Source organism: Mariprofundus micogutta, assembly GCF_001895085.1.
GTDB lineage: Bacteria > Pseudomonadota > Zetaproteobacteria > Mariprofundales > Mariprofundaceae > Mariprofundus > Mariprofundus micogutta.
In genome coordinates this window covers 1-17,947 of record NZ_BDFD01000024.1, presented here as the reverse complement: position 1 = coordinate 17,947, position 17,947 = coordinate 1, and the positions used below count along the sequence as shown (strand labels likewise).

Annotated in this window: 18 protein-coding genes; 10 read left to right on the top strand and 8 right to left on the bottom strand. The window is 49.1% G+C overall.

The features are described from left to right. The first annotated feature begins 35 nt into the window (after positions 1 to 35). The gene (locus MMIC_RS11095; protein ID WP_083530577.1) at positions 36 to 2,441 is read left to right on the top strand and encodes a penicillin-binding protein 1A; all 2,406 of its coding nucleotides are present in this window, start codon (positions 36 to 38) and stop codon (positions 2,439 to 2,441) included. 166 nt (positions 2,442 to 2,607) lie between these two features. On the opposite strand, the gene MMIC_RS11090 is transcribed toward MMIC_RS11095, so the two are convergent. Continuing rightward, positions 2,608 to 2,940, bottom strand: coding sequence for a 4a-hydroxytetrahydrobiopterin dehydratase (locus tag MMIC_RS11090; RefSeq protein WP_072660546.1), 333 nt, complete (start codon positions 2,938 to 2,940; stop codon positions 2,608 to 2,610). A 54-nt stretch (positions 2,941 to 2,994) separates the two neighbouring features. After that, the gene (gene cimA, locus MMIC_RS11085; protein WP_227819493.1) at positions 2,995 to 4,644 is read right to left on the bottom strand and encodes a citramalate synthase; all 1,650 of its coding nucleotides are present in this window, start codon (positions 4,642 to 4,644) and stop codon (positions 2,995 to 2,997) included. A gap of 105 nt (positions 4,645 to 4,749) precedes the next feature. Here cimA and MMIC_RS11080 point away from each other — a divergent pair, with 105 nt between their 5' ends. Together MMIC_RS11080 and MMIC_RS11075 are read left to right on the top strand one after the other, a co-directional pair. Then, on the top strand, positions 4,750 to 5,769 hold the full coding sequence (locus MMIC_RS11080; protein WP_072660545.1) for a zinc-dependent alcohol dehydrogenase family protein: 1,020 nt from the start codon (positions 4,750 to 4,752) through the stop codon (positions 5,767 to 5,769). Next, positions 5,762 to 6,118 carry a DUF4870 family protein gene (locus MMIC_RS11075; RefSeq protein ID WP_072660561.1) on the top strand — a complete coding sequence of 119 codons (357 nt, stop codon included), beginning with the start codon at positions 5,762 to 5,764 and terminating at the stop codon, positions 6,116 to 6,118. Before MMIC_RS11080 ends, MMIC_RS11075 begins: the two co-directional genes overlap by 8 nt. On the opposite strand, the gene atpF is transcribed toward MMIC_RS11075, so the two are convergent. The 5 genes from atpF to MMIC_RS11050 form a co-directional block, all read right to left on the bottom strand. Then, a complete protein-coding gene (atpF, locus tag MMIC_RS11070) occupies positions 6,115 to 6,627 on the bottom strand; it encodes a F0F1 ATP synthase subunit B (protein WP_072660544.1) in 513 nt (170 codons plus the stop codon). The two genes, MMIC_RS11075 and atpF, sit on opposite strands and share 4 nt — an antisense overlap. Before the next feature lie 73 nt (positions 6,628 to 6,700). After that, entirely contained in the window at positions 6,701 to 6,931 is a 231-nt protein-coding gene (atpE, locus tag MMIC_RS11065) for an ATP synthase F0 subunit C (RefSeq protein ID WP_072660543.1), read from the bottom strand. A 10-nt stretch (positions 6,932 to 6,941) separates the two neighbouring features. Beyond that, positions 6,942 to 7,667: a F0F1 ATP synthase subunit A gene (locus MMIC_RS11060; protein ID WP_227819492.1), complete on the bottom strand. Its 726-nt coding sequence runs from the start codon at positions 7,665 to 7,667 to the stop codon at positions 6,942 to 6,944. An 8-nt stretch (positions 7,668 to 7,675) separates the two neighbouring features. After that, positions 7,676 to 7,918, bottom strand: a complete 243-nt coding sequence (locus tag MMIC_RS11055) for an AtpZ/AtpI family protein (protein ID WP_072660541.1) — start codon at positions 7,916 to 7,918, stop codon at positions 7,676 to 7,678. A 73-nt stretch (positions 7,919 to 7,991) separates the two neighbouring features. Continuing rightward, entirely contained in the window at positions 7,992 to 8,870 is an 879-nt protein-coding gene (locus MMIC_RS11050) for a LysR family transcriptional regulator (RefSeq protein WP_072660540.1), read from the bottom strand. Positions 8,871 to 9,289: 419 nt separating this feature from the next. Between MMIC_RS11050 and MMIC_RS11040 the strand changes: the two genes are divergently transcribed. From MMIC_RS11040 to MMIC_RS11010, 7 genes are all read left to right on the top strand, one after another. Further along, a complete protein-coding gene (locus MMIC_RS11040; RefSeq protein WP_072660560.1) occupies positions 9,290 to 9,847 on the top strand; it encodes a cytochrome b in 558 nt (185 codons plus the stop codon). A 13-nt stretch (positions 9,848 to 9,860) separates the two neighbouring features. After that, positions 9,861 to 10,445, top strand: a complete 585-nt coding sequence (locus MMIC_RS11035; protein WP_072660538.1) for a YceI family protein — start codon at positions 9,861 to 9,863, stop codon at positions 10,443 to 10,445. 141 nt (positions 10,446 to 10,586) lie between these two features. Continuing rightward, complete coding sequence (locus MMIC_RS11030; protein WP_072660537.1) at positions 10,587 to 11,660, top strand: alkene reductase; 1,074 nt, start codon at positions 10,587 to 10,589, stop codon at positions 11,658 to 11,660. Further along, positions 11,660 to 12,616 (top strand): glutathione S-transferase family protein, encoded by a 957-nt coding sequence (locus MMIC_RS11025; RefSeq protein ID WP_072660536.1) that lies wholly within the window; start codon positions 11,660 to 11,662, stop codon positions 12,614 to 12,616. Before MMIC_RS11030 ends, MMIC_RS11025 begins: the two co-directional genes overlap by 1 nt. Continuing rightward, entirely contained in the window at positions 12,613 to 13,332 is a 720-nt protein-coding gene (locus MMIC_RS11020) for a pirin family protein (RefSeq protein WP_072660535.1), read from the top strand. Before MMIC_RS11025 ends, MMIC_RS11020 begins: the two co-directional genes overlap by 4 nt. A 64-nt stretch (positions 13,333 to 13,396) precedes the next feature. After that, the gene (locus MMIC_RS11015) at positions 13,397 to 14,938 is read left to right on the top strand and encodes a glutamate synthase-related protein (RefSeq protein WP_072660534.1); all 1,542 of its coding nucleotides are present in this window, start codon (positions 13,397 to 13,399) and stop codon (positions 14,936 to 14,938) included. Between the two features lie 108 nt (positions 14,939 to 15,046). Next, on the top strand, positions 15,047 to 15,679 hold the full coding sequence (locus MMIC_RS11010; RefSeq protein WP_072660533.1) for a CDGSH iron-sulfur domain-containing protein: 633 nt from the start codon (positions 15,047 to 15,049) through the stop codon (positions 15,677 to 15,679). Positions 15,680 to 15,696: 17 nt separating this feature from the next. Here MMIC_RS11010 and MMIC_RS11005 read toward each other — a convergent pair whose 3' ends face one another. Further along, a complete protein-coding gene (locus tag MMIC_RS11005; protein WP_227819490.1) occupies positions 15,697 to 17,808 on the bottom strand; it encodes a hybrid sensor histidine kinase/response regulator in 2,112 nt (703 codons plus the stop codon). Positions 17,809 to 17,947 lie beyond the last annotated feature (139 nt).

The following is a 17,947-nucleotide window of genomic DNA, read 5'->3' as shown; positions in this document are numbered from 1 at the left end:
GCCTGCATCGAGTGCTTCCGCTTGAATTGGGAATAATGCGCATCCTTTCTCTTATCGCGAAAATCATCATCTCCTTAAGCCTTCTTGGTGCCTTGGGCATTACGATAGGTTATCTGCTATTCTCCAGCAACCTGCCAAAGCTTAGTGCACTGTCCGACTACCAGCCTCCTCTGGTAAGCAGGGTTTACAACACTGATGGTGAACTGATTGCCGAATATGCAGATGAGCACAGAATACTGGCTTCAAACGAGCAGATCCCTGAGCGCTTAAAAAAAGCGTTTCTGGCTGCAGAAGATCAGCAATTCTATGAACATCCGGGCATCAATCCCGCACGCATCATATCAGCCGCACTCGCCAATTTACGTGCCGGACATACCGTACAGGGTGGCTCCACCATTACCCAGCAGGTTGCCAAAAACTTTCTGTTAACATCCGAGCGCTCCTACACACGTAAAATCCGTGAAGCGATACTGGCTTACCGTATTGAAAAATCATTCAGTAAGGATGATATTCTTTACCTGTATCTCAATCAGATTTATCTGGGCCGTGGCTCATACGGTGTGGCCTCAGCCGCCTGGCGATATTTCCATAAAAATCTGGATGAATTAACACTGGCTGAATGTGCCATGATTGCGGGCCTGCCCAAGTCTCCTGGCAGCGTTGCGCCACATATCAATCCAGAAAAGGCACTGCAACGCAGAAACACTGTTTTACACCTGATGAAATCCAGTGGTTTCGCTGAAGCTAAAGATGTTGACCGTGCCTTGCATGAACCTCTCGTTGTCGCCGAACTCGAAGGACCAAAATTAACCGATGCCTATGCTGACCTGGTCTATGAACAACTGGTCGAACGTTTCGGTCTTAAAACCCTGCGCAGACAGGGCCTGACCATCACTGTACCTTATGATCCGGCGGCTGAAGAAGCGGCGATCCGTTCCATTCGTCATGGCGTACTGGAAATTGAACAACGTCAATATTACCGCTATCCGGTCAATCACCCGCGCGACAGCTGGCAAGCCCTGTTTGATGAATGGAATAAAAACGCTGGCAACGAACCGATTACTGCAAAATCTGACACCTTGATTCCTGCACTGGTGGAAAAGGTTTACCGCAGTGGAGATCTGCTGGTGAATGACGGCACCAAGCAGTGGCGCCTGAAGAAACCGAAATGGACCTGGAAACCTGTTAAAGAGTATAAGAAAGAAGGCGCGTCCGAAGATACACTGGCCTATATTAAAAAACGCCGTTCCACCTGGATGGTCGGTGATGAAATACGTCTTCAGGGAACCGGAAAAACAGGCGTTCGTCTGGCACAGGAACCATCTATTGAATCAGCCCTGTATGCTATTGATCTGGAACGCGGCACTGTGCTGGCTCGTGTAGGGGGATACAAACATCAGTTCGGCGGGTATGACCGGGTTAAAAAAGCAATGCGTCAGCCGGGTTCCGCGTTTAAACCCTTCCTCTATGCCACAGCCATCGAAAATGGTGCAACGCCTGCAACCATAGTCATGGATACACCCGTTGTATTCGACAGCTCACAGAATGATGAGTTCTGGCGTCCGGAAAACTATAAAAATGAATTTGCCGGCCCCGTCCCACTGCGCGATGCACTTGAGCATTCACGCAACCTGGCATCAATCAAAGTCTTGCAGAATGTCGGCATTAAACGCTTCCTCAGGGCACTGGAAAACTACCCGTTCGGACGCAAGTTCCCACCGCAACTGGCACTGGCCCTTGGCGCCACAGAGGTCACTCCTGAAGCACTGACTGAATCATATATTGTGCTGGCCAGCGGTGGTAAAAAATGGAAACCGGTTTCACTGCAACAGGTCCAGGATCGTACCGGAAAAACCCTGCACCGCTCAGTATCCGGCAACCGTTGCCAGGTCTGTCACGTCAACCCGGTAATGAGCGTCAATCAATCAATGAAACCTGCTGAGCAGGTGATTGATCCGATCAATGCATTCCTGACGACCAATATGATGAAAGGTGTTATTGAGCGTGGCACCGGACAGCGCGCTCGTGCACTGAACAGGCCCGCCGCAGGAAAAACCGGCACAACCAACAAGCAGGTTGATGCATGGTTTATGGGTTATACGCCGCAGGTGCTCACAGGCGTATGGAGTGGCCGGGATACACCGACACCAATGGGACGTCGTGAAACCGGTTCCAGAGCTGCTCTGCCAGCCTGGCTGGAAGCCATGCAAGCCTTTCATAAGGGCAGGGAAAAAACTGATTTTGTGCCACCAGAAGGTATCGAATGGGTAGCTATTGATCCGAAAAGCGGACTACTGCCGGGGGATGATTCCGAAAAGGTGATGCTGGAAGCTTTCCGTGCAGGTACCGCTCCAACTGAGGAAACGCCTGCAACTGAAGGCTCTCTGAATTCAGATCCTGCCTCCAACCCGGATTCAGGCTTCTTTGGTTTGGGTCTGTAATGAATAAATCAGCAGCAAGCATCTGATTCAGGCGCCAGCACTAACGGCGCTCCAATTAAGCAATAGATCTTATTTCAGACAGTTTACTTTAGCACCCCAGGTGCACTCTCTCTGGCCTAAAGGCCATTCACCAGCAAGCAACGGTGATCCCGTTGCGCGATAGATCTTATTTCAAGCAGTTTACTTTAGCTGCCATGATAAAATCGTTATCGTGTAAGCCGCCAATTTTGTGGGTGTAAAAAGTAACCGTGCAGTAAGCCCAGCCATAACTGATATCCGGATGATGATTCTCAGTCTCCGACAAGTTGCCTACCTCAGTGGCAAACTGCTGCGCTGCCATAAAATTCTTGAAGGTAAACGAACGACGAATCAGCCCGGCATTTTCACTCAACTGCCAGCCCGGAACCTGAGCCATCATCACTTCGGCCTGCTCTCGACTCATAGGTGCGATACCACCCTGGCAAGGCACACAGGTTTTGCGGTGCAAATCACTTGTCATGACACAACTCCATTCCACTCAAACACAACATCATAAAAAAGCAGTTGAATTTCCTTATCTATTCTCTGCAGCCGGTGCCGCAACACCATCCATTACAAGTTTGTACTCAATGGCGTCATTGAGTGCCCTGTAAGCAGCTTCAAGCACATCGGTAGAAACACCCACGGTGCTCCATTTTCGTTTCCCATCCGATGACTCAATCAACACACGCACGGCAGCTTCGGTTGCTTCACGTGTCGTGAGTACGCGCACCTTGAAGTCGGTCAGAAACATCGCTTCCAGACCCGGATAGGCATGCACCAACGCTGCCCTGAGCGCTCTGTCCATCGCATTCACCGGACCGTTACCCAGTGCAGCGGCATGTTTTAACTCACCACCAACCCGAACCTGCACGGTAGCTTCAGACTCAGGATCTTCATGATGACCACGCTTTTCATCGTAGACGCGAAAACGAACCAGTTCAAAATGACGCTGAAAGCGGCTCATAGAACGGCGTAACAACAATTGAAATGAAGCGTCTGCACCTTCAAATGCATAACCCGTTGCTTCAAGTTCCTTGATTCGAGTCACAGCTTCCGCAACCACCGGATCATCATCAGCAAGGCCAGCCTCCGGCTCCAGCTTCTGCAGTTTACTCAGTATATTACTGCGTCCAGCCTGATCGGATACAAGCACCCTCTGTTCATTGCCCACCAATAGCGGATCAATATGCTCATAGAGATCACGTTGTTTACGGATCGCCGAAACATGGATGCCGCCCTTATGTGCAAATGCATTCTGGCCTACAAAAGGCTGATGCTGCCACGGCAGTCTATTCGCCATCTCATTGACGAACTGTGATAGCGATGAAAGTTGTCTGAGTTGTTCAGGCGACACGCCGCAATCCACTTTCACTTTCAGCTGCAGAATTGGAATAATTGACATCAGATTGGCATTGCCGCAACGCTCGCCCACACCATTGACTGTACCCTGCACCTGCTGCACCCCGGCCCGCACAGCTGCGACCGAATTAGCGACAGCCATTTCACAATCATTATGGGCGTGGATGCCCAGCGCCTGATCAGGCAGATGTTTTTTCACCCTTGTAACCACATCGAAGACAGGGAATGGAATTGACCCGCCATTGGTATCACACAACACCAGCGTATCTGCCCCGGCTTCGGCAGCCGCCTCCAGCACCTGTAATGCATAGCGTTCATTGGCAGCAAAACCATCAAAGAAATGTTCAGCATCGAAAAAGACAGTATCAAAATGCTGTTTCAGATAAGCAACCGATTCACTGACCAGCCTCAGGTTTTCTTCCAGTGTAATGCCGAGCGCCTTGGTGACATGTACGTCCCAACTCTTGCCGAAGATGCAGGCTGCATCTGCACCACTGCCAATCAACCTGTTCAAACCGCGGTCTTTCTCTACCGCATGCCCGGGCCTTGCAGTAGAACCGAAAGCGACCAGTTTGCTGCGACCCCAGCTGCGTTCACGCATCTGTTCAAAAAACAGATCATCTTTAGGACTCGCACCGGGCCAGCCACCTTCGATCCAGTGAACACCGAATTCAGCCAGACGATTGGCTATGCGTTTTTTATCTTCAACAGAAAAAGAGATGCCTGCAGTTTGAGCGCCATCACGCAGCGTAGTATCAAACAGATCTACATGCTTGGGCAATGCCATCAGGGCATCGGAATCGTATTTAAAAAGGTAGGCCATTGGTGGAACGACATTTTACTTCCGTTGCAGAAAAATGATACCTGTTTCATTACACTTGAAAGTATGCTGAAATTTGTTCTCATCCAGCACAAAGGGAGATAATCGATGCGCGCAGTAATCATGAATGAGCCGGGCCTGCCCGATGTACTGATTCCGACAGAAATGGACAAACCAGTATGCGGTGATGGTGAAGTACTGATTCAGATCATGGCCGCCGGCATCAACCCCATCGACACCAAACTGCGCGAACGGGGTCTCTATTTCCCGGATGCCCTGCCCGCCATACTGGGCTGTGATGGTGCCGGCATCGTCGAGAAGACCGGCAAGGATGTTACCCGTTTTCAACCTGGAGACCCTGTCTATTACTGTTACGGCGGCCTGGGACAAAAGGCCGGCAACTATGCCGAATACATTGTCGTGCCGGAGCCCTATGTCGCCATGAAACCGGACTGTATCGACTTTGTTGATGCTGCAGCGGCTCCGCTGATATTGATCACGGCCTGGGAAGCACTGTTTGATCGTGCCCGTTTATCATCCAGACAGAAAGTGCTGATCCATGCCGGCGCAGGTGGTGTCGGCCATGTCGCCATTCAGCTGGCTAAACTGGCCGGCTGTGAGGTTGCCACGACAGTCAGTTCGACTGAGAAAGCTGAACTGGTGAAAACGCTGGGGGTTGATCTGGCCATCAACTATAAACAAGAGAGTGTTACGGATCGCCTGCTTGAGTGGACCGATGGAGTGGGAGTTGATGTTGCTTTTGATACTGTCGGCGGCGAAGCATTCAATCAACTGGTAGAAGCCACACGCGTATACGGTGATATCGTTACCATTCTCCAGGTGCCGGACAATGCTGACTGGAAAACTATCCGCTTGCGCAATATCCGCATATCACAGGAACTGATGCTCACACCTATGGTTATGGAACTTGAGGCGGCGGCTGAACATCATGGGGATATTCTTGAGCAGTGTTCCCAGTTCTTCGATCAACAGCAGCTTTCAATCTTTGTTTCAGACAGCTTCCCTCTGGAACAGGCAGAAGAAGCACATCGTTTAATCGAGGCAGGCAATATGACAGGTAAAATCGTTCTGGAAGTACAGCAGATTGAGGATGAAATTAATGAGTGACGAGATAGAACTGATTGAAAGCCCACAAACCGAGGCCGCTAAAAAAATTGCTATACTGGTATATGCGCTACAGGCAGGCACATTCATCATCCCCATCTTGTTTGTCGCCTCAGTGGTCGTCAATTATGTCAAAAAAGGGGATATATCCGGCACTTGGATTGAATCACATTTCCGCTGGCAAATCAGAACATTCTGGTTCGGTCTGCTCTGGGGTTTCTTCGGCATTATTACCCTGATCATGGGGGTGGGTTATTTCATTCTCATCGGTGTTGCAATCTGGGTTATTTATCGAATCGCCAAAGGCTGGCTGGCACTGAATGACAACAAACCGATGTATCTGGAGGATTAGTCCTTCTTCGCTGTTGTTTTCTCAAGCGCTTCAATGCTCTCTTCGAGAATCTGCTGCGCCTCGGAGTCACCCATGCGCTGATGTATCACCTTTTCAGCCGCATCCACGATAAGGTCGGCTGACTGGGCACGAATTTCTCGAATTGCCTGCTGACGTGCCACTTCCGCGTCTTCAAGAAACCGGAGTTTTTTTCGTTCCATCTCCTCATTCCACTCGCCCATCATCTGTTGACGTCGCTCGGAAATACGTTTTTCAGATTCATCGAACATCTTTTTCGCTTCCTGATCAATATCAGCAAGCTTGTCTGCATATTCCAGTTTCAGATTGTCCACCTCTTCACGCTTCTTGCGTGCAGCTTCAATCTCATCATTAATCAGACGCGTGCGTTCATTCAGAACTGCGGCAATACGCGGCAGCACCCAGCGACTGAGTAACAGAAACAGCACCAGAAAAGAGATAATCGTCCAAAAAATCTGTGATGAAAAAAATGTCGTATCAAATTGCGGCATTGAATTCCCTGATCGGATTATTGATGTTGCAGATTATTGTAAAATGATGTAACAGAAGAACTTTTCATTTATATCACTCCCCCTGCCCCATGATAATGAATGCGATCACGAGCGCATAAAGTGCAATGGTTTCGACCAGTGCAAAACCGATCCATGCATATTTGGCAAGCGTGGGTTCTGCCTCAGGCTGACGCGCAACAGCCTCGATCATTTTACTGAAGATCATACCGATACCAACGGCTGCGCCTCCCATACCGAGCGCGGCTAACCCCATGCCAATCGGAACCATTGCTGTTGCATCCATAGACCTCTCCCTAGTGATCAACTAAAGCATCATCAATATAAACACATGATAACACTACAAAAATATAGGCCTGAATAAAGGCGATAATCATTTCAAGCAAGATTTGCACCACAGTGAACCCCAAAGGCAACCATTGCAGGAACCATGGCGTTGCCAAACCCAGTACAGCCAACACACCGAGAGCCATATGGCCCGCCGTCATATTGGCAAACAGTCGCAGCGCTAGTGTGACGGGGCGCGCAAGAAAAGAGAGAAGTTCAATCGGCACCATCAGAGGCAGCATGATTTTCGGCACTCCCTGCGGCGCAAAAGCATTGAAAAAACCCCAGCCATGCTTGTAAAAGCGAAGCCCGGTTGCATAAAGAAAAATACCAATAGCCAGGGTACCTGTAACAGCCAGTTGCGATGTCGGAGTAAACGCGCCTGGAATCAAACCAACCAGATTACAGCCGAGAATAAAGGTAAACAGGGTAAACATCAGTGGAATATATTTTTCACCCTCTCCATGAATATTCAACCTTGTCTGGCGCGCCACAAAGCCATAGAGCATTTCAGCCAGCAACTGCCCCATACCCGGTATCATTGTCGGGCGCACCATCATCAGACGAAGCAGCACAGCAACGAACAGCACAGCAAGCCACATAAACACAGTCGTATTTGAGATTGAGATATCAAGTGGTCCCAGATGAATATCATGATAGACAATCACTCGGAAGTGCTCGAGTGGGCCGCTCATATCCAAACTCAAGACTTGCTTGCCTCATTTTTCTTTTGCAGATCAACAACCATCAACTGGTAGAGATTCATGAATCCTCCAGCCAGACCAAAAATGGCAAAAACGATGAGAAATACAGGACGTGTATCCAGCCAGCGATCAAGAAAGAAACCAAGCCCCAGTCCGATCATGGTCGAAGCAACAATTTCAGTTCCAACCCGAAGCCCCCATTGATGGCCATGGTGGTGCTCTTCATGTTTTAGCTTGGGCATCTGCTTACTCTCATGGTTACCCCTATTGCTTACATAGTGTACTACAATCACACGCCATCAGCAATTCGTCGATTTAATATTCGCACTGCTGAAGTAGTTGCCAGAGGCGCTCGCCGACAGGGCCCATCGGTTCATTTGAGCGCCGGAAAAGATAAATATCAATCTTCAGCGGCTCCAGTTCTTTGCCGGAAAGTGCCAGCAGACGTCCATCTGCCAGCTCCTCGTGGACGCGATGATAAGGCATACGCCCCCAGCCAGCGCCAGAGATAATCATTCGCTTTTTCATATCAAAATCATTGACCAGCCATTGGTGTGCGCCTTCGATAATGCCGGCTGAGCGTTTCGGCTGATTTCGGCTGGTATCACGCACCACAACCTGCACATACTGCTCCAGGTCAGACTCGGTAATCGCCGGGTAGTGTGTCGCCAAAGGAAAGTCAGGGGAAATAACCGAAACCATTTCAGTTGAAGTCAGGCGCACCTCTTCAGTGTGCGGCACCGGCATAAAACGCTCGGCAATTGCGAAATCGACATCTTTCTCCAATAACCGCTCCAGCGTGCCTCCCATATTCTCAATCTGCAGGCTCATGCGTGTGGCAGGAGCTGCTTCTGAAACCTGTTTGATCACATCGATGACCTGCTCAACAGGGGCAATAGCACCAAGTGCTATGGAGATTTCTGTCTCTTCACCCTGGGCAAAATGACTGGCAATACTGGATAGCTCTTCAGATCGGGAGAGTATGCTTTTGGCTTTTCCGTAGAGCACCTGCCCTTCAGCTGTAAGAGCCGGCCGATATGCTTTGCGATCAAACAATGAAAGCCCCAGCTCCCGCTCCAGGTTTTTGATGGCGATACTGATAGCCGACTGACTGCGGAACAGTGAGACTGATGCAGCATGAAAACCGCCTTTTTCAACCACAGCACACAGAGCACGCAACTGTTCCAATGTCATTCTGGGCCTGCCAGTACTGATTCTGGTCGAAGCGAAATCGCAATTTTCGTGTGCCACAAGGCATTTCGAGAGCAATGTGCCCTCTGCACTTCAGCGAGAAATAACGCAGCGGCGTACAAAAATTGCCTTTCCCTGCGGGCTGCGTTCCAAATAGACTCATTCAGCGTTGCTCCCCCAAGGGGCCTTCTCTTGCCTAAGCGCAATTCACCTTGTCGTCGTTCATATGGATTCACCATACATCTCTCCTCGCGCCTTGACTGAGTCTATTTGGAAACAGCAGCGCTTCGATCAGAATCAGTACTGACAGGCCCAGTATAATGATTCGATTTATCAATCATGTCTATCATATTTTTATACTTTTTTTAAATCATCATAAAGCCGATTATTCCACCATCGAAACAGTAAAGGAGGCACAGTCAATGTTACGCAATACATCCACATCATACGGCTCAATTGCCATCTTTATGCACTGGCTGATGGCCATCGTCATTTTCGGTATGTTCGCTCTTGGCCTGTGGATGGTAGAGCTGAATTACTATGACAGCTGGTATCACGATGCGCCGTATATTCATAAGGCAGTCGGCATGCTGCTCCTGTTCGCACTCATCTTCCGCTTCGGATGGAGATTGACTAACACACGCCCTGACCTCATGGGGGAAGTCTGGGAGAAATTTATTGCACTGCTAGTGCATCGTATGCATTACCTGTTGCTATTCACCATCACCATCACCGGATACCTGATCCCTACAGCAGAAGGTGTCGGCATTGATATTTTCGGACTATTCACTGTGCCGGCCAGCCTCTCGTTTAACAAAGATGAGGCAGATCTGATCGGCCTTATTCATCTGTATGTCGCCTGTGCGGCTATCGGACTTGCTGCTGCACATGCAGCTGCAGCTCTGAAACACCATTTTATAGACAAGGACACCACGTTACTGCGTATGTTAGGTAAAACCAAAAACAAGCTTCACAACTAAAAAGGAGAACAATATGAAACTGAAATACCTCTTAACATCACTGATACTGGCACTTGGCATCACTACCTCAGCACAGGCCACTGAAAACTATGCCTTCGACATCAAAGGGCAGCACGCCTTTATCCAGTTCAAGGTAAAACACCTGGGTTACAGCTGGCTGATCGGCAATTTCAACACATTCACAGGCTCTTATACCTATGATGAAAAGAATCCTGCCAATAACAGTGTCACAACAGAAATCGATGTGGCCAGCATTGACTCAAACCATGCTGAACGAGACAAACATCTGCGCAGTGCTGATTTCTTTGACGTTGCGAAGTTTCCTAAAGCCAGCTTCACCAGCACCAGCTTTGAAGACAAAGGCAATGGCAAAGGTCTGCTAAAAGGTAAATTTACCCTGCGCGGCGTTAGCAAAGAGATTACATTCATTGTTACCCAGATCGGAGCAGGTAAAGACCCATGGGGTGGATTCCGCCGTGGCTTTGAAGGTTCAACCACGCTTCATCTGTCTGACTACAATATGAAAAAAGCCGGCATGCTCGGCCCTGTCGCTGAAAACGTAGAGCTGTTTTTCTCCATCGAAGGCGTTCGTCAATAAGCACGCGCCGGTGCACCCTGCACGCGATAGCTAAATGACGATTCCAAAGTCATAACAAATCCAATGTGTGCCGGAAGCCCCTCCCCCTCCCCTCGTGGCTTCCGGTACGCAGAGGTTTACCCTCATCATTCAGGAGCAACAATGAGCAAAAATCTGTTTACAAATATAGAGCTGGCCGGACACAAGTTGAGCAATCGCATGGTGATGGCGCCGATGACACGCAACCGGGCACCGGACAATATCGCCAATGCCATGATGGCTGAACATTATGCTCAACGAGCAGGTGCAGGTCTGATTATCACCGAAGGCACGCAGGTTTCCGAACAAGCGGTGGGTTATCCGGCCACGCCGGGTATTTATAACCAGCAACAGGCTAAGGGTTGGAAACTGGCTACCGATGCAGTACATGCCAAAGATGGTCGAATTTTTGCCCAACTCTGGCATTGCGGGCGCATATCACATCCCGATTTTCATGATGGGGAACTGCCTGTTGCACCTTCAGCGATCGCTGCAGCAGGTGATGCCTTTACCTTTGAGGGACTAAAACCATTTGTAGAACCACGTGCTCTGGAAACACCTGAAATACCGGGCATTGTCGAGCAGTATCGCCATGCCGCTGCCTGTGCAGATCAGGCCGGGTTTGACGGTGTGGAAATTCATGCTGCCAACGGCTATCTGATTGACCAGTTTATTCGCGATGGCAGCAACCAACGCACAGACCAGTACGGCGGTTCACTGGAGAACAGAACTCGCCTGTTACTGGAAATCGTCACTACTGTTGGCAATGAGATCGGCTTTGACAAGGTCGGCGTTCGCATTTCACCGGTTAATGCATTTAACGACATCTCCGATTCCGATCCTCAAGCTACATTTAATCACGTCGCTGCAAGCCTGAGCGGGCGGGGATTGGCCTATCTGCACGTCGTGGAAGTAGATATGACAGGGCAATCTGATCCCGATTTTGATGTTTCGCAATTGCGCGCGAGTTTTGACGGTCGGTATATTGCCAATGGTGGTTATGACCGGGATCGAGCCGAGCAGGTGATCGCTTCTAAAGCCGCAGATATGGTCGCCTTCGGTATCCCGTTCCTGGCCAATCCGGATCTTCCTGAGCGTTTTCGTATCGATGCTCCGCTCAATGAAGCAGATCAGACCACTTTCTACGGCGGCAATGAACACGGCTATACTGATTATCCGGCACTCGGAGCGGACTAATGGGCATGATGATTGACGGCATCTGGGAAACAGATGATGGGAAATGGGCTTCAAAGGATGGTAAATTCCATCGCGCCGCATCAAAATTTCATTGCCAGTTTGGCCCTGATGAAGCCGGTGATGTCCGTTTCTCCGCCGAAAAAGATCGCTATCACCTCTATGTTTCACTGGCCTGTCCCTGGGCACATCGTGCACTGATCTTTCGTAAACTGAAATCGCTGGAGAAGCTTATTCCGGTCACCGTGGTTGATGCCCATATGCTGGATCAGGGATGGCAGTTTTCCGAACCTGAACCGCTGTATGGGTTCACCCATGCCCATCAGCTTTATCATAAAGCTGACCCTCATTATACGGGTCGCGTCACCGTGCCGATCCTGTGGGACAAGCAGAACGAAACCGTAGTATGTAATGAATCCGCTGAAATTATTCGCATATTCAATTCAGGCTTTAATGATCTGACCGGCAACACTGATGACTATTATCCTCAGGAGCTGCGTGCAGAAATCGATACCATCAATGCATTTATCTATGATGGCATCAACAATGGCGTGTATAAATGTGGCTTTGCTACAGCACAAAATGCTTATGAAGAGGCTTTCGATAACCTGTTTGCTGCTCTCGACCATGTGGAAGCCAGACTTTCCAACCAGCGTTATCTGATCGACAACCGCATCACTGAAGCAGACTGGCGCCTGTTTACCACCCTGCTTCGCTTTGATGTGGTCTACTACTCACACTTTAAATGTAACCGCAATCGCATTACCGATATGCCCAACCTATGGGGATACCTGCGTGATCTGTATCAGCAACCGGGTATCGTTGAAACGGTGAGTTTCAGGCATATTAAAGATCATTACTTCTACAGCCACGAATCGATCAACCCGACCCGCATTGTACCTAAAGGCCCAACACTCGGTTTTAATGCCCCGCATGACAGGGACAGGTTTTCAGCATGAGCATCACTATCGTGCAAAGCGTCAGTGTGCCTGAAGGTGACGGGGTAACAGTCAAACGACTCATGCCACTGCACGGACTGCGGAATTTCGACCCATTTGTCCTGTGGGATCATTTTGAGGTTTCAGGCGGTGGCTTCCCTGATCATCCTCACCGCGGCTTTGAGGCAATCACCTATATGTTTGCTGGCGGCATGCAGCACACCGACAACCTTGGTAACAGAGGCACAGTATACGGTGGCGGTGCCCAGCGCTTTACCGCAGGCCGAGGCATTGTTCATTCGGAGATGCCAGATGGTCATGCGGCTGGTATTCAATTGTGGATTAACCTGCCGAAGCGTTTGAAAGGGTTAGACCCTGATTATCAACAGGTAGATAAGGATATCATTTCAGAAACCACTTTTGATGGTGGTCTCATTCGCACCATTGTTGGAGAGGGAAGCGCAATCCGGTTAAAAACAGATGTCGAATATCTGGATATTTCTATTGAAGCAGGTGCATCTATTGAGCGTAACATAAGCGAAGATTTCCGTGGTTTCATGTATGTAGTAGAAGGCTCTGTAGATGTGAATGGTGAAACAGTCAGTGCCGGGGCTGCTGCTTATGCAGATGCTGAGCATTCATTAACAATCAACGCCACAGAGGACACTCGATTTATGTGGTGTTTCGGTATACCTCATCATGAAAGCATATATCAGCATGGCCCGTTTGTTGATTAAGTTCATGGTAATACGCACCAGCTTTGAGACTGTATTTTAGTACTTTTTGATTGGAGAAATGAATATGAGCAAACCTGTCATTGCCGACAATAAACCTGTTAAGGTCAATTTATCCAAAGGCCAGGAGTATCATTTTTGCACTTGTGGACGCTCAAAAAGCCAGCCTTTTTGTGATGGTTCGCATGTGGGAACATCATTTACTCCGCGTGTCATTACGGTGGATGAAGATCAGGAGGCGTGGCTCTGCGCATGCAAACATTCACAGAATTCACCATTTTGCGATGCTTCCCATAAACAGTTCTCATCAGATCAGGTCGGTAGTGAAGGGCCGGGGGTAAAACAGAAGGCAGGTCTTTTACCTGATGCAGAACCCACACCTGAGGAGCCAACCGTCGCTTTTATTCACCAGCTCGCCAAAGAGGGTTTGTCCAGGCTTGGACATCACGGGCCGATGACCTCGATGGGTGTACCTCGTAACACACTGCCACATTGGGATGAACTGCAGATCATGGCAGCCCAGATGGCAACCAAACCCCTGTTTGAAGATCAGGCCGTAGGTACGGAACTAATCATTGGCCCAGAGGCTGAAAAACCTCTACTCCTGAATATTCCCCTGTTTGTCTCAGACATGAGTTTTGGCGCACTCTCTGAAGAGGCAAAAGTATCACTGGCCAGAGGGGCGGAGCTTGCAGGCACAGGCATCTGCTCGGGAGAAGGCGGCATGTTGCCCGAAGAGCAGGCAGAAAATTCACGCTACTTTTATGAACTTGCAAGTGCACAGTTCGGTTACAGTGAAGCCTTATTGAAAAAGATTCAGGCCTTCCACTTTAAAGGTGGCCAGGGTGCAAAAACAGGAACTGGAGGTCATCTTCCCGGCAACAAAAACAGAGGAAAGATATCCCAGGTGAGAGGTATCCCTGAAGGTGAACCCGCGATATCTCCTCCAACATTCACGAATCTCTCAAGTGTATCCGACTTCAAACATTTTGCCGATCGTGTTCGAGAAATTACAGGTGGTGTTCCAATTGGTTTCAAACTGAGTGCCAATCATATTGAAAAGGACATTCAGTTTGCACTCGATGCCAGTGCAGATTATATCATTCTGGATGGCCGGGGAGGAGGCACAGGAGCTGCCCCTGAGATGTTCAGAGACCATATCAGTGTTCCAACCATCCCGGCGCTGGCAAGGGCACGCCGGCACCTGGATCAACAGGGCGCCAGCGGCCGCGTCACTCTGATTATCACCGGCGGTTTGCGTGTGCCGGTAGATTTTGTGAAGGCTCTCGCTCTCGGTGCCGATGGCGTAGCGATTTCAAACAGTGCCATGCAGGCCATTGGATGTGTTGCAGCAAGAATGTGCAACACCAACAACTGTCCGGCAGGCATTGCAACACAGAAACCTGAACTGAGGCAACGACTGGATATTGATATGGCTTCAAAACGGCTAAACAACTTTTTCAATGCCTCTTCTGAATTGATGCAGGTCATGGCGCGTGCCTGTGGCCATGATCATTTTAACAAATTCAATAAAAATGATTTAGCGACATGGAATTACGATCTCTCTATGTTATCCGGAGTTGAATATTCAGGCATTGGCAACAATTAAGTATCAGGTGACCCAAGAACCTTGTAGATGTTCATATTAGCGGGCTTTATTGTGTGGTCACTTTAAAGCGGTTTTCTAAAATAGTCCGTGTGAGACTAAGGAGGGGTTATGAGCAAGATTCAGAAATACGAAGGCAAAGAGACCACTGTTTTTTTCGATGCTGCTCGCTGCATCCATGCAGGACATTGTGTACACGGATTGCCCGATGTATTCAGGGCCAATGCAAAAGGCCCCTGGATCAACCCCGATGCCTGTGATGCGGAAACACTGGCCAAACTTATTGAAAGCTGCCCTTCCGGTGCACTGAGATATGAAACAGAGAGAACGAAAGAAGCCACTCCAGCAGTCAACACGGTAAGTGTAGAAAAAGATGGCCCATTAACCATTCATGCAGATTATACATTGAACGGCGAAAAGCCTGATTCACCGCGCACCACCCTCTGCCGCTGTGGTGCTTCAAAAATCAAACCTTACTGCGATGGATCACACTCAGATGCCGGTTTCACGGACGATGGTGAAGTTACAGTCTTTAACCCTGATGAAAAACAGGCCTCCGGATCCGTTGAGATTAAAACCCTGAAGGACGGACCGCTCTATCTGGTTGGGCCGCACAGCATCTGTGATAGCAACGGAAAAACGGCAAGGGTATGTGCAAAAAGCGCTTTATGTCGCTGTGGTGCCTCAAACAGTAAACCTTACTGTGATGGATCACATGCAGGCATTGGCTTTAAAAGTGAGTGACGATTCAGCCGACTGTTTTACACGGTTTTTTCAACCACCTGCCGTAAAGCTTCAATCGTATATGGCTTGGTCAGAAAATCATTCGGCATGCTGTTTTCAGACAGTGCCAGAGCGTTTTCAGGATCATAACCGGATGACATTACCACATACAGGTCAGGGTTGATTTCACGCAGTTTTTTCAGGCACTCCACACCATCCATCTCCGGCATCGTTACATCGAGTAGCACCCAGTCAAATCTCTGATCAGCACTATATGCCGCCACCGCTTCTCTGCCATCGTGTGCTGTCTCAACCTCCAGACCAAGCCGCTCCAGCATCCTCTTGGCAACATTCAAAACGGCCTGTTCATCATCCACCACAAGTACACGCCCGGATGTATTGGCTGCCTGCGTTTGAGGCTTTTGAGAATCATCCCGAATCCCATTCTGGTGAGGGAACCAGACCGTCATAGTTGTTCCGGAACCAGGTGTGCTGGTGACTTCAAGCCCGCCTTCATGAGCATTTAAAATCCCCAGAATTGCACTCATGCCGAGCCCGCGCCCGGTAAACTTGGTGGTAAAAAACGGGTCAAACATATGTTCAATCACTTCGGCATCCATACCGCAGCCATTATCCTCAACCTTAAGAACCACATATTGCCCCTGGATCAGTTCAGCGCCTGAAAAGCTGTGTGTATCCGGGTTGCTGAGATCCTCAACAGTAATGGAAATATTGATCTCACCCGGGGCGTTCGTACCAATCGCCTCTGATGCATTAATCACCAAATTGAGTAATACCTGATTGATCTGGCCCCGATCACCCTGAATCAGGCTGCTCTGTTGGCATTGGTGAAACTGCAGTGAAATGTTTTTGCTGATAGAGACATCAAGCAGAGATCGCATCTCATCAACCAAGTCGCAGAGCTGAAGCTGTTCCGGTTTAAACAAGCCCTTGCCGGAATAAGCCAGCATTTGCCTGCACAGGTCTGCAGCAGCCTTTGATGCTGTGTCAATACACTCCAGCGACTCCTGCAGGCCTGAACTGAGGCTCCCTTCCAGTTTTGCCAATTCGACACTACCCTGAATCGCAGTCAGCAGATTGTTAAAATCGTGGGCAATACCGCCAGCCATAACCCCGAGTGATTCAAGCCGTTGTGAATGCTGAACCTGACGCTCCAGCGTCGCCTGTTCGATCTCTGCCTGTAGTTTATCTGTAATATCAATGGCAAACCCGACCAGCCCTGTCACCTTACCCTGTGAATCAGTCAGTTTAACTTTAATCATATCAAAAGTGCGCAACTGATCGTCGGCACAAAGTACCTCTTGGTTAAAATAATGAGCCCCCTCTCCATTCAGGCATGCCTGATCTGAAAGCAGAGAACTTTCTGCCAGTTCATCAGATAGCAGGGTGGTATAATCATCAACTTCTCTGGCTTGCTCTTCCGATATGCCGCTCCATGTCACCCAGGATTTATTGAGAAACTGGATATGGCGCCCGGCATCAATCATCCAGATACCAATTGGAGAATGATCCAGCACAACCTGCATACGCTTCTGCTGCTGCTCCAGTTGCCTGTTGAAGTGGGCCAGTTGGTGCGTGCGCAGTTCAAGCTGAGACTTGTAAATGTGTGACAACACCGAAAAAAACAGCACAACAGCAACAAGGCAGAACACCTGAATAGCCGAGTAAGGAAGTTCTATAAAACCAAAAGAGACCAGAAAACCTGTGGCAGCCAATAAACATGCATAGCCGGCAACCCAGAATTTGGCCTGTCTGGCCGGGTGCACGAAATAGGCGACAAAAGGATAACCTGCAACCCAGTAAACACCTGTATTTTCAATACTGTCAAGATAGACAAGTGCCGAGAACAGAATGACGGCACAAAGCATGAGAATATTTTCAATGACAGTCAGGTCCGCACCCCGACCAATCCACCAATAGTTAATAACCATGACCACTGCCAGAGCAGCCTCAGTAACAGCAAGAGGAAAATAGCCCGGTTCAACATATTGAATGATACTAAACAGCACGAGGGCGGCAGCTGCATTCATGTGCACCAATGCCAAGACTTTGCGCCTGTCATCAAAAACCGACAAAGCCTCTATCTCTACGCTAGATTCCATCCCTGCTTTATAGCCTTCTTCACCCATTCTCGCAAGATGGAGTCTTTTCCAATATGAAATGAGTCTGAAAACGTAGTTGTCCTGTCCATCATATGGGGATGCTTATCCAGATGGACGAAAGGAAGATCAAAACAGTTGCCGATATTTCAGTCTTTCTGTCAGGAAC

What these genes read in the sequence shown, in the direction of transcription:
- atpE (WP_072660543.1), bottom strand. Translation starts at nt 6,931, where the DNA reads ATGGATGCAACAGCAATGGTTCCGATTGGCATGGGGTTAGCCGCGCTC.
- MMIC_RS11075 (WP_072660561.1), top strand. Translation starts at nt 5,762, where the DNA reads ATGAGTGACGAGATAGAACTGATTGAAAGCCCACAAACCGAGGCCGCT.
- MMIC_RS11015 (WP_072660534.1), top strand. Translation starts at nt 13,397, where the DNA reads ATGAGCAAACCTGTCATTGCCGACAATAAACCTGTTAAGGTCAATTTA.
- MMIC_RS11095 (WP_083530577.1), top strand. Translation starts at nt 36, where the DNA reads ATGCGCATCCTTTCTCTTATCGCGAAAATCATCATCTCCTTAAGCCTT.
- MMIC_RS11035 (WP_072660538.1), top strand. Translation starts at nt 9,861, where the DNA reads ATGAAACTGAAATACCTCTTAACATCACTGATACTGGCACTTGGCATC.
- MMIC_RS11055 (WP_072660541.1), bottom strand. Translation starts at nt 7,918, where the DNA reads ATGCCCAAGCTAAAACATGAAGAGCACCACCATGGCCATCAATGGGGG.
- MMIC_RS11030 (WP_072660537.1), top strand. Translation starts at nt 10,587, where the DNA reads ATGAGCAAAAATCTGTTTACAAATATAGAGCTGGCCGGACACAAGTTG.
- MMIC_RS11060 (WP_227819492.1), bottom strand. Translation starts at nt 7,667, where the DNA reads ATGAGCGGCCCACTCGAGCACTTCCGAGTGATTGTCTATCATGATATT.
- MMIC_RS11025 (WP_072660536.1), top strand. Translation starts at nt 11,660, where the DNA reads ATGGGCATGATGATTGACGGCATCTGGGAAACAGATGATGGGAAATGG.
- MMIC_RS11040 (WP_072660560.1), top strand. Translation starts at nt 9,290, where the DNA reads ATGTTACGCAATACATCCACATCATACGGCTCAATTGCCATCTTTATG.
- MMIC_RS11090 (WP_072660546.1), bottom strand. Translation starts at nt 2,940, where the DNA reads ATGACAAGTGATTTGCACCGCAAAACCTGTGTGCCTTGCCAGGGTGGT.
- atpF (WP_072660544.1), bottom strand. Translation starts at nt 6,627, where the DNA reads ATGCCGCAATTTGATACGACATTTTTTTCATCACAGATTTTTTGGACG.
- MMIC_RS11005 (WP_227819490.1), bottom strand. Translation starts at nt 17,808, where the DNA reads ATGGGTGAAGAAGGCTATAAAGCAGGGATGGAATCTAGCGTAGAGATA.
- MMIC_RS11050 (WP_072660540.1), bottom strand. Translation starts at nt 8,870, where the DNA reads ATGACATTGGAACAGTTGCGTGCTCTGTGTGCTGTGGTTGAAAAAGGC.
- MMIC_RS11080 (WP_072660545.1), top strand. Translation starts at nt 4,750, where the DNA reads ATGCGCGCAGTAATCATGAATGAGCCGGGCCTGCCCGATGTACTGATT.
- MMIC_RS11010 (WP_072660533.1), top strand. Translation starts at nt 15,047, where the DNA reads ATGAGCAAGATTCAGAAATACGAAGGCAAAGAGACCACTGTTTTTTTC.
- MMIC_RS11020 (WP_072660535.1), top strand. Translation starts at nt 12,613, where the DNA reads ATGAGCATCACTATCGTGCAAAGCGTCAGTGTGCCTGAAGGTGACGGG.
- cimA (WP_227819493.1), bottom strand. Translation starts at nt 4,644, where the DNA reads ATGGCCTACCTTTTTAAATACGATTCCGATGCCCTGATGGCATTGCCC.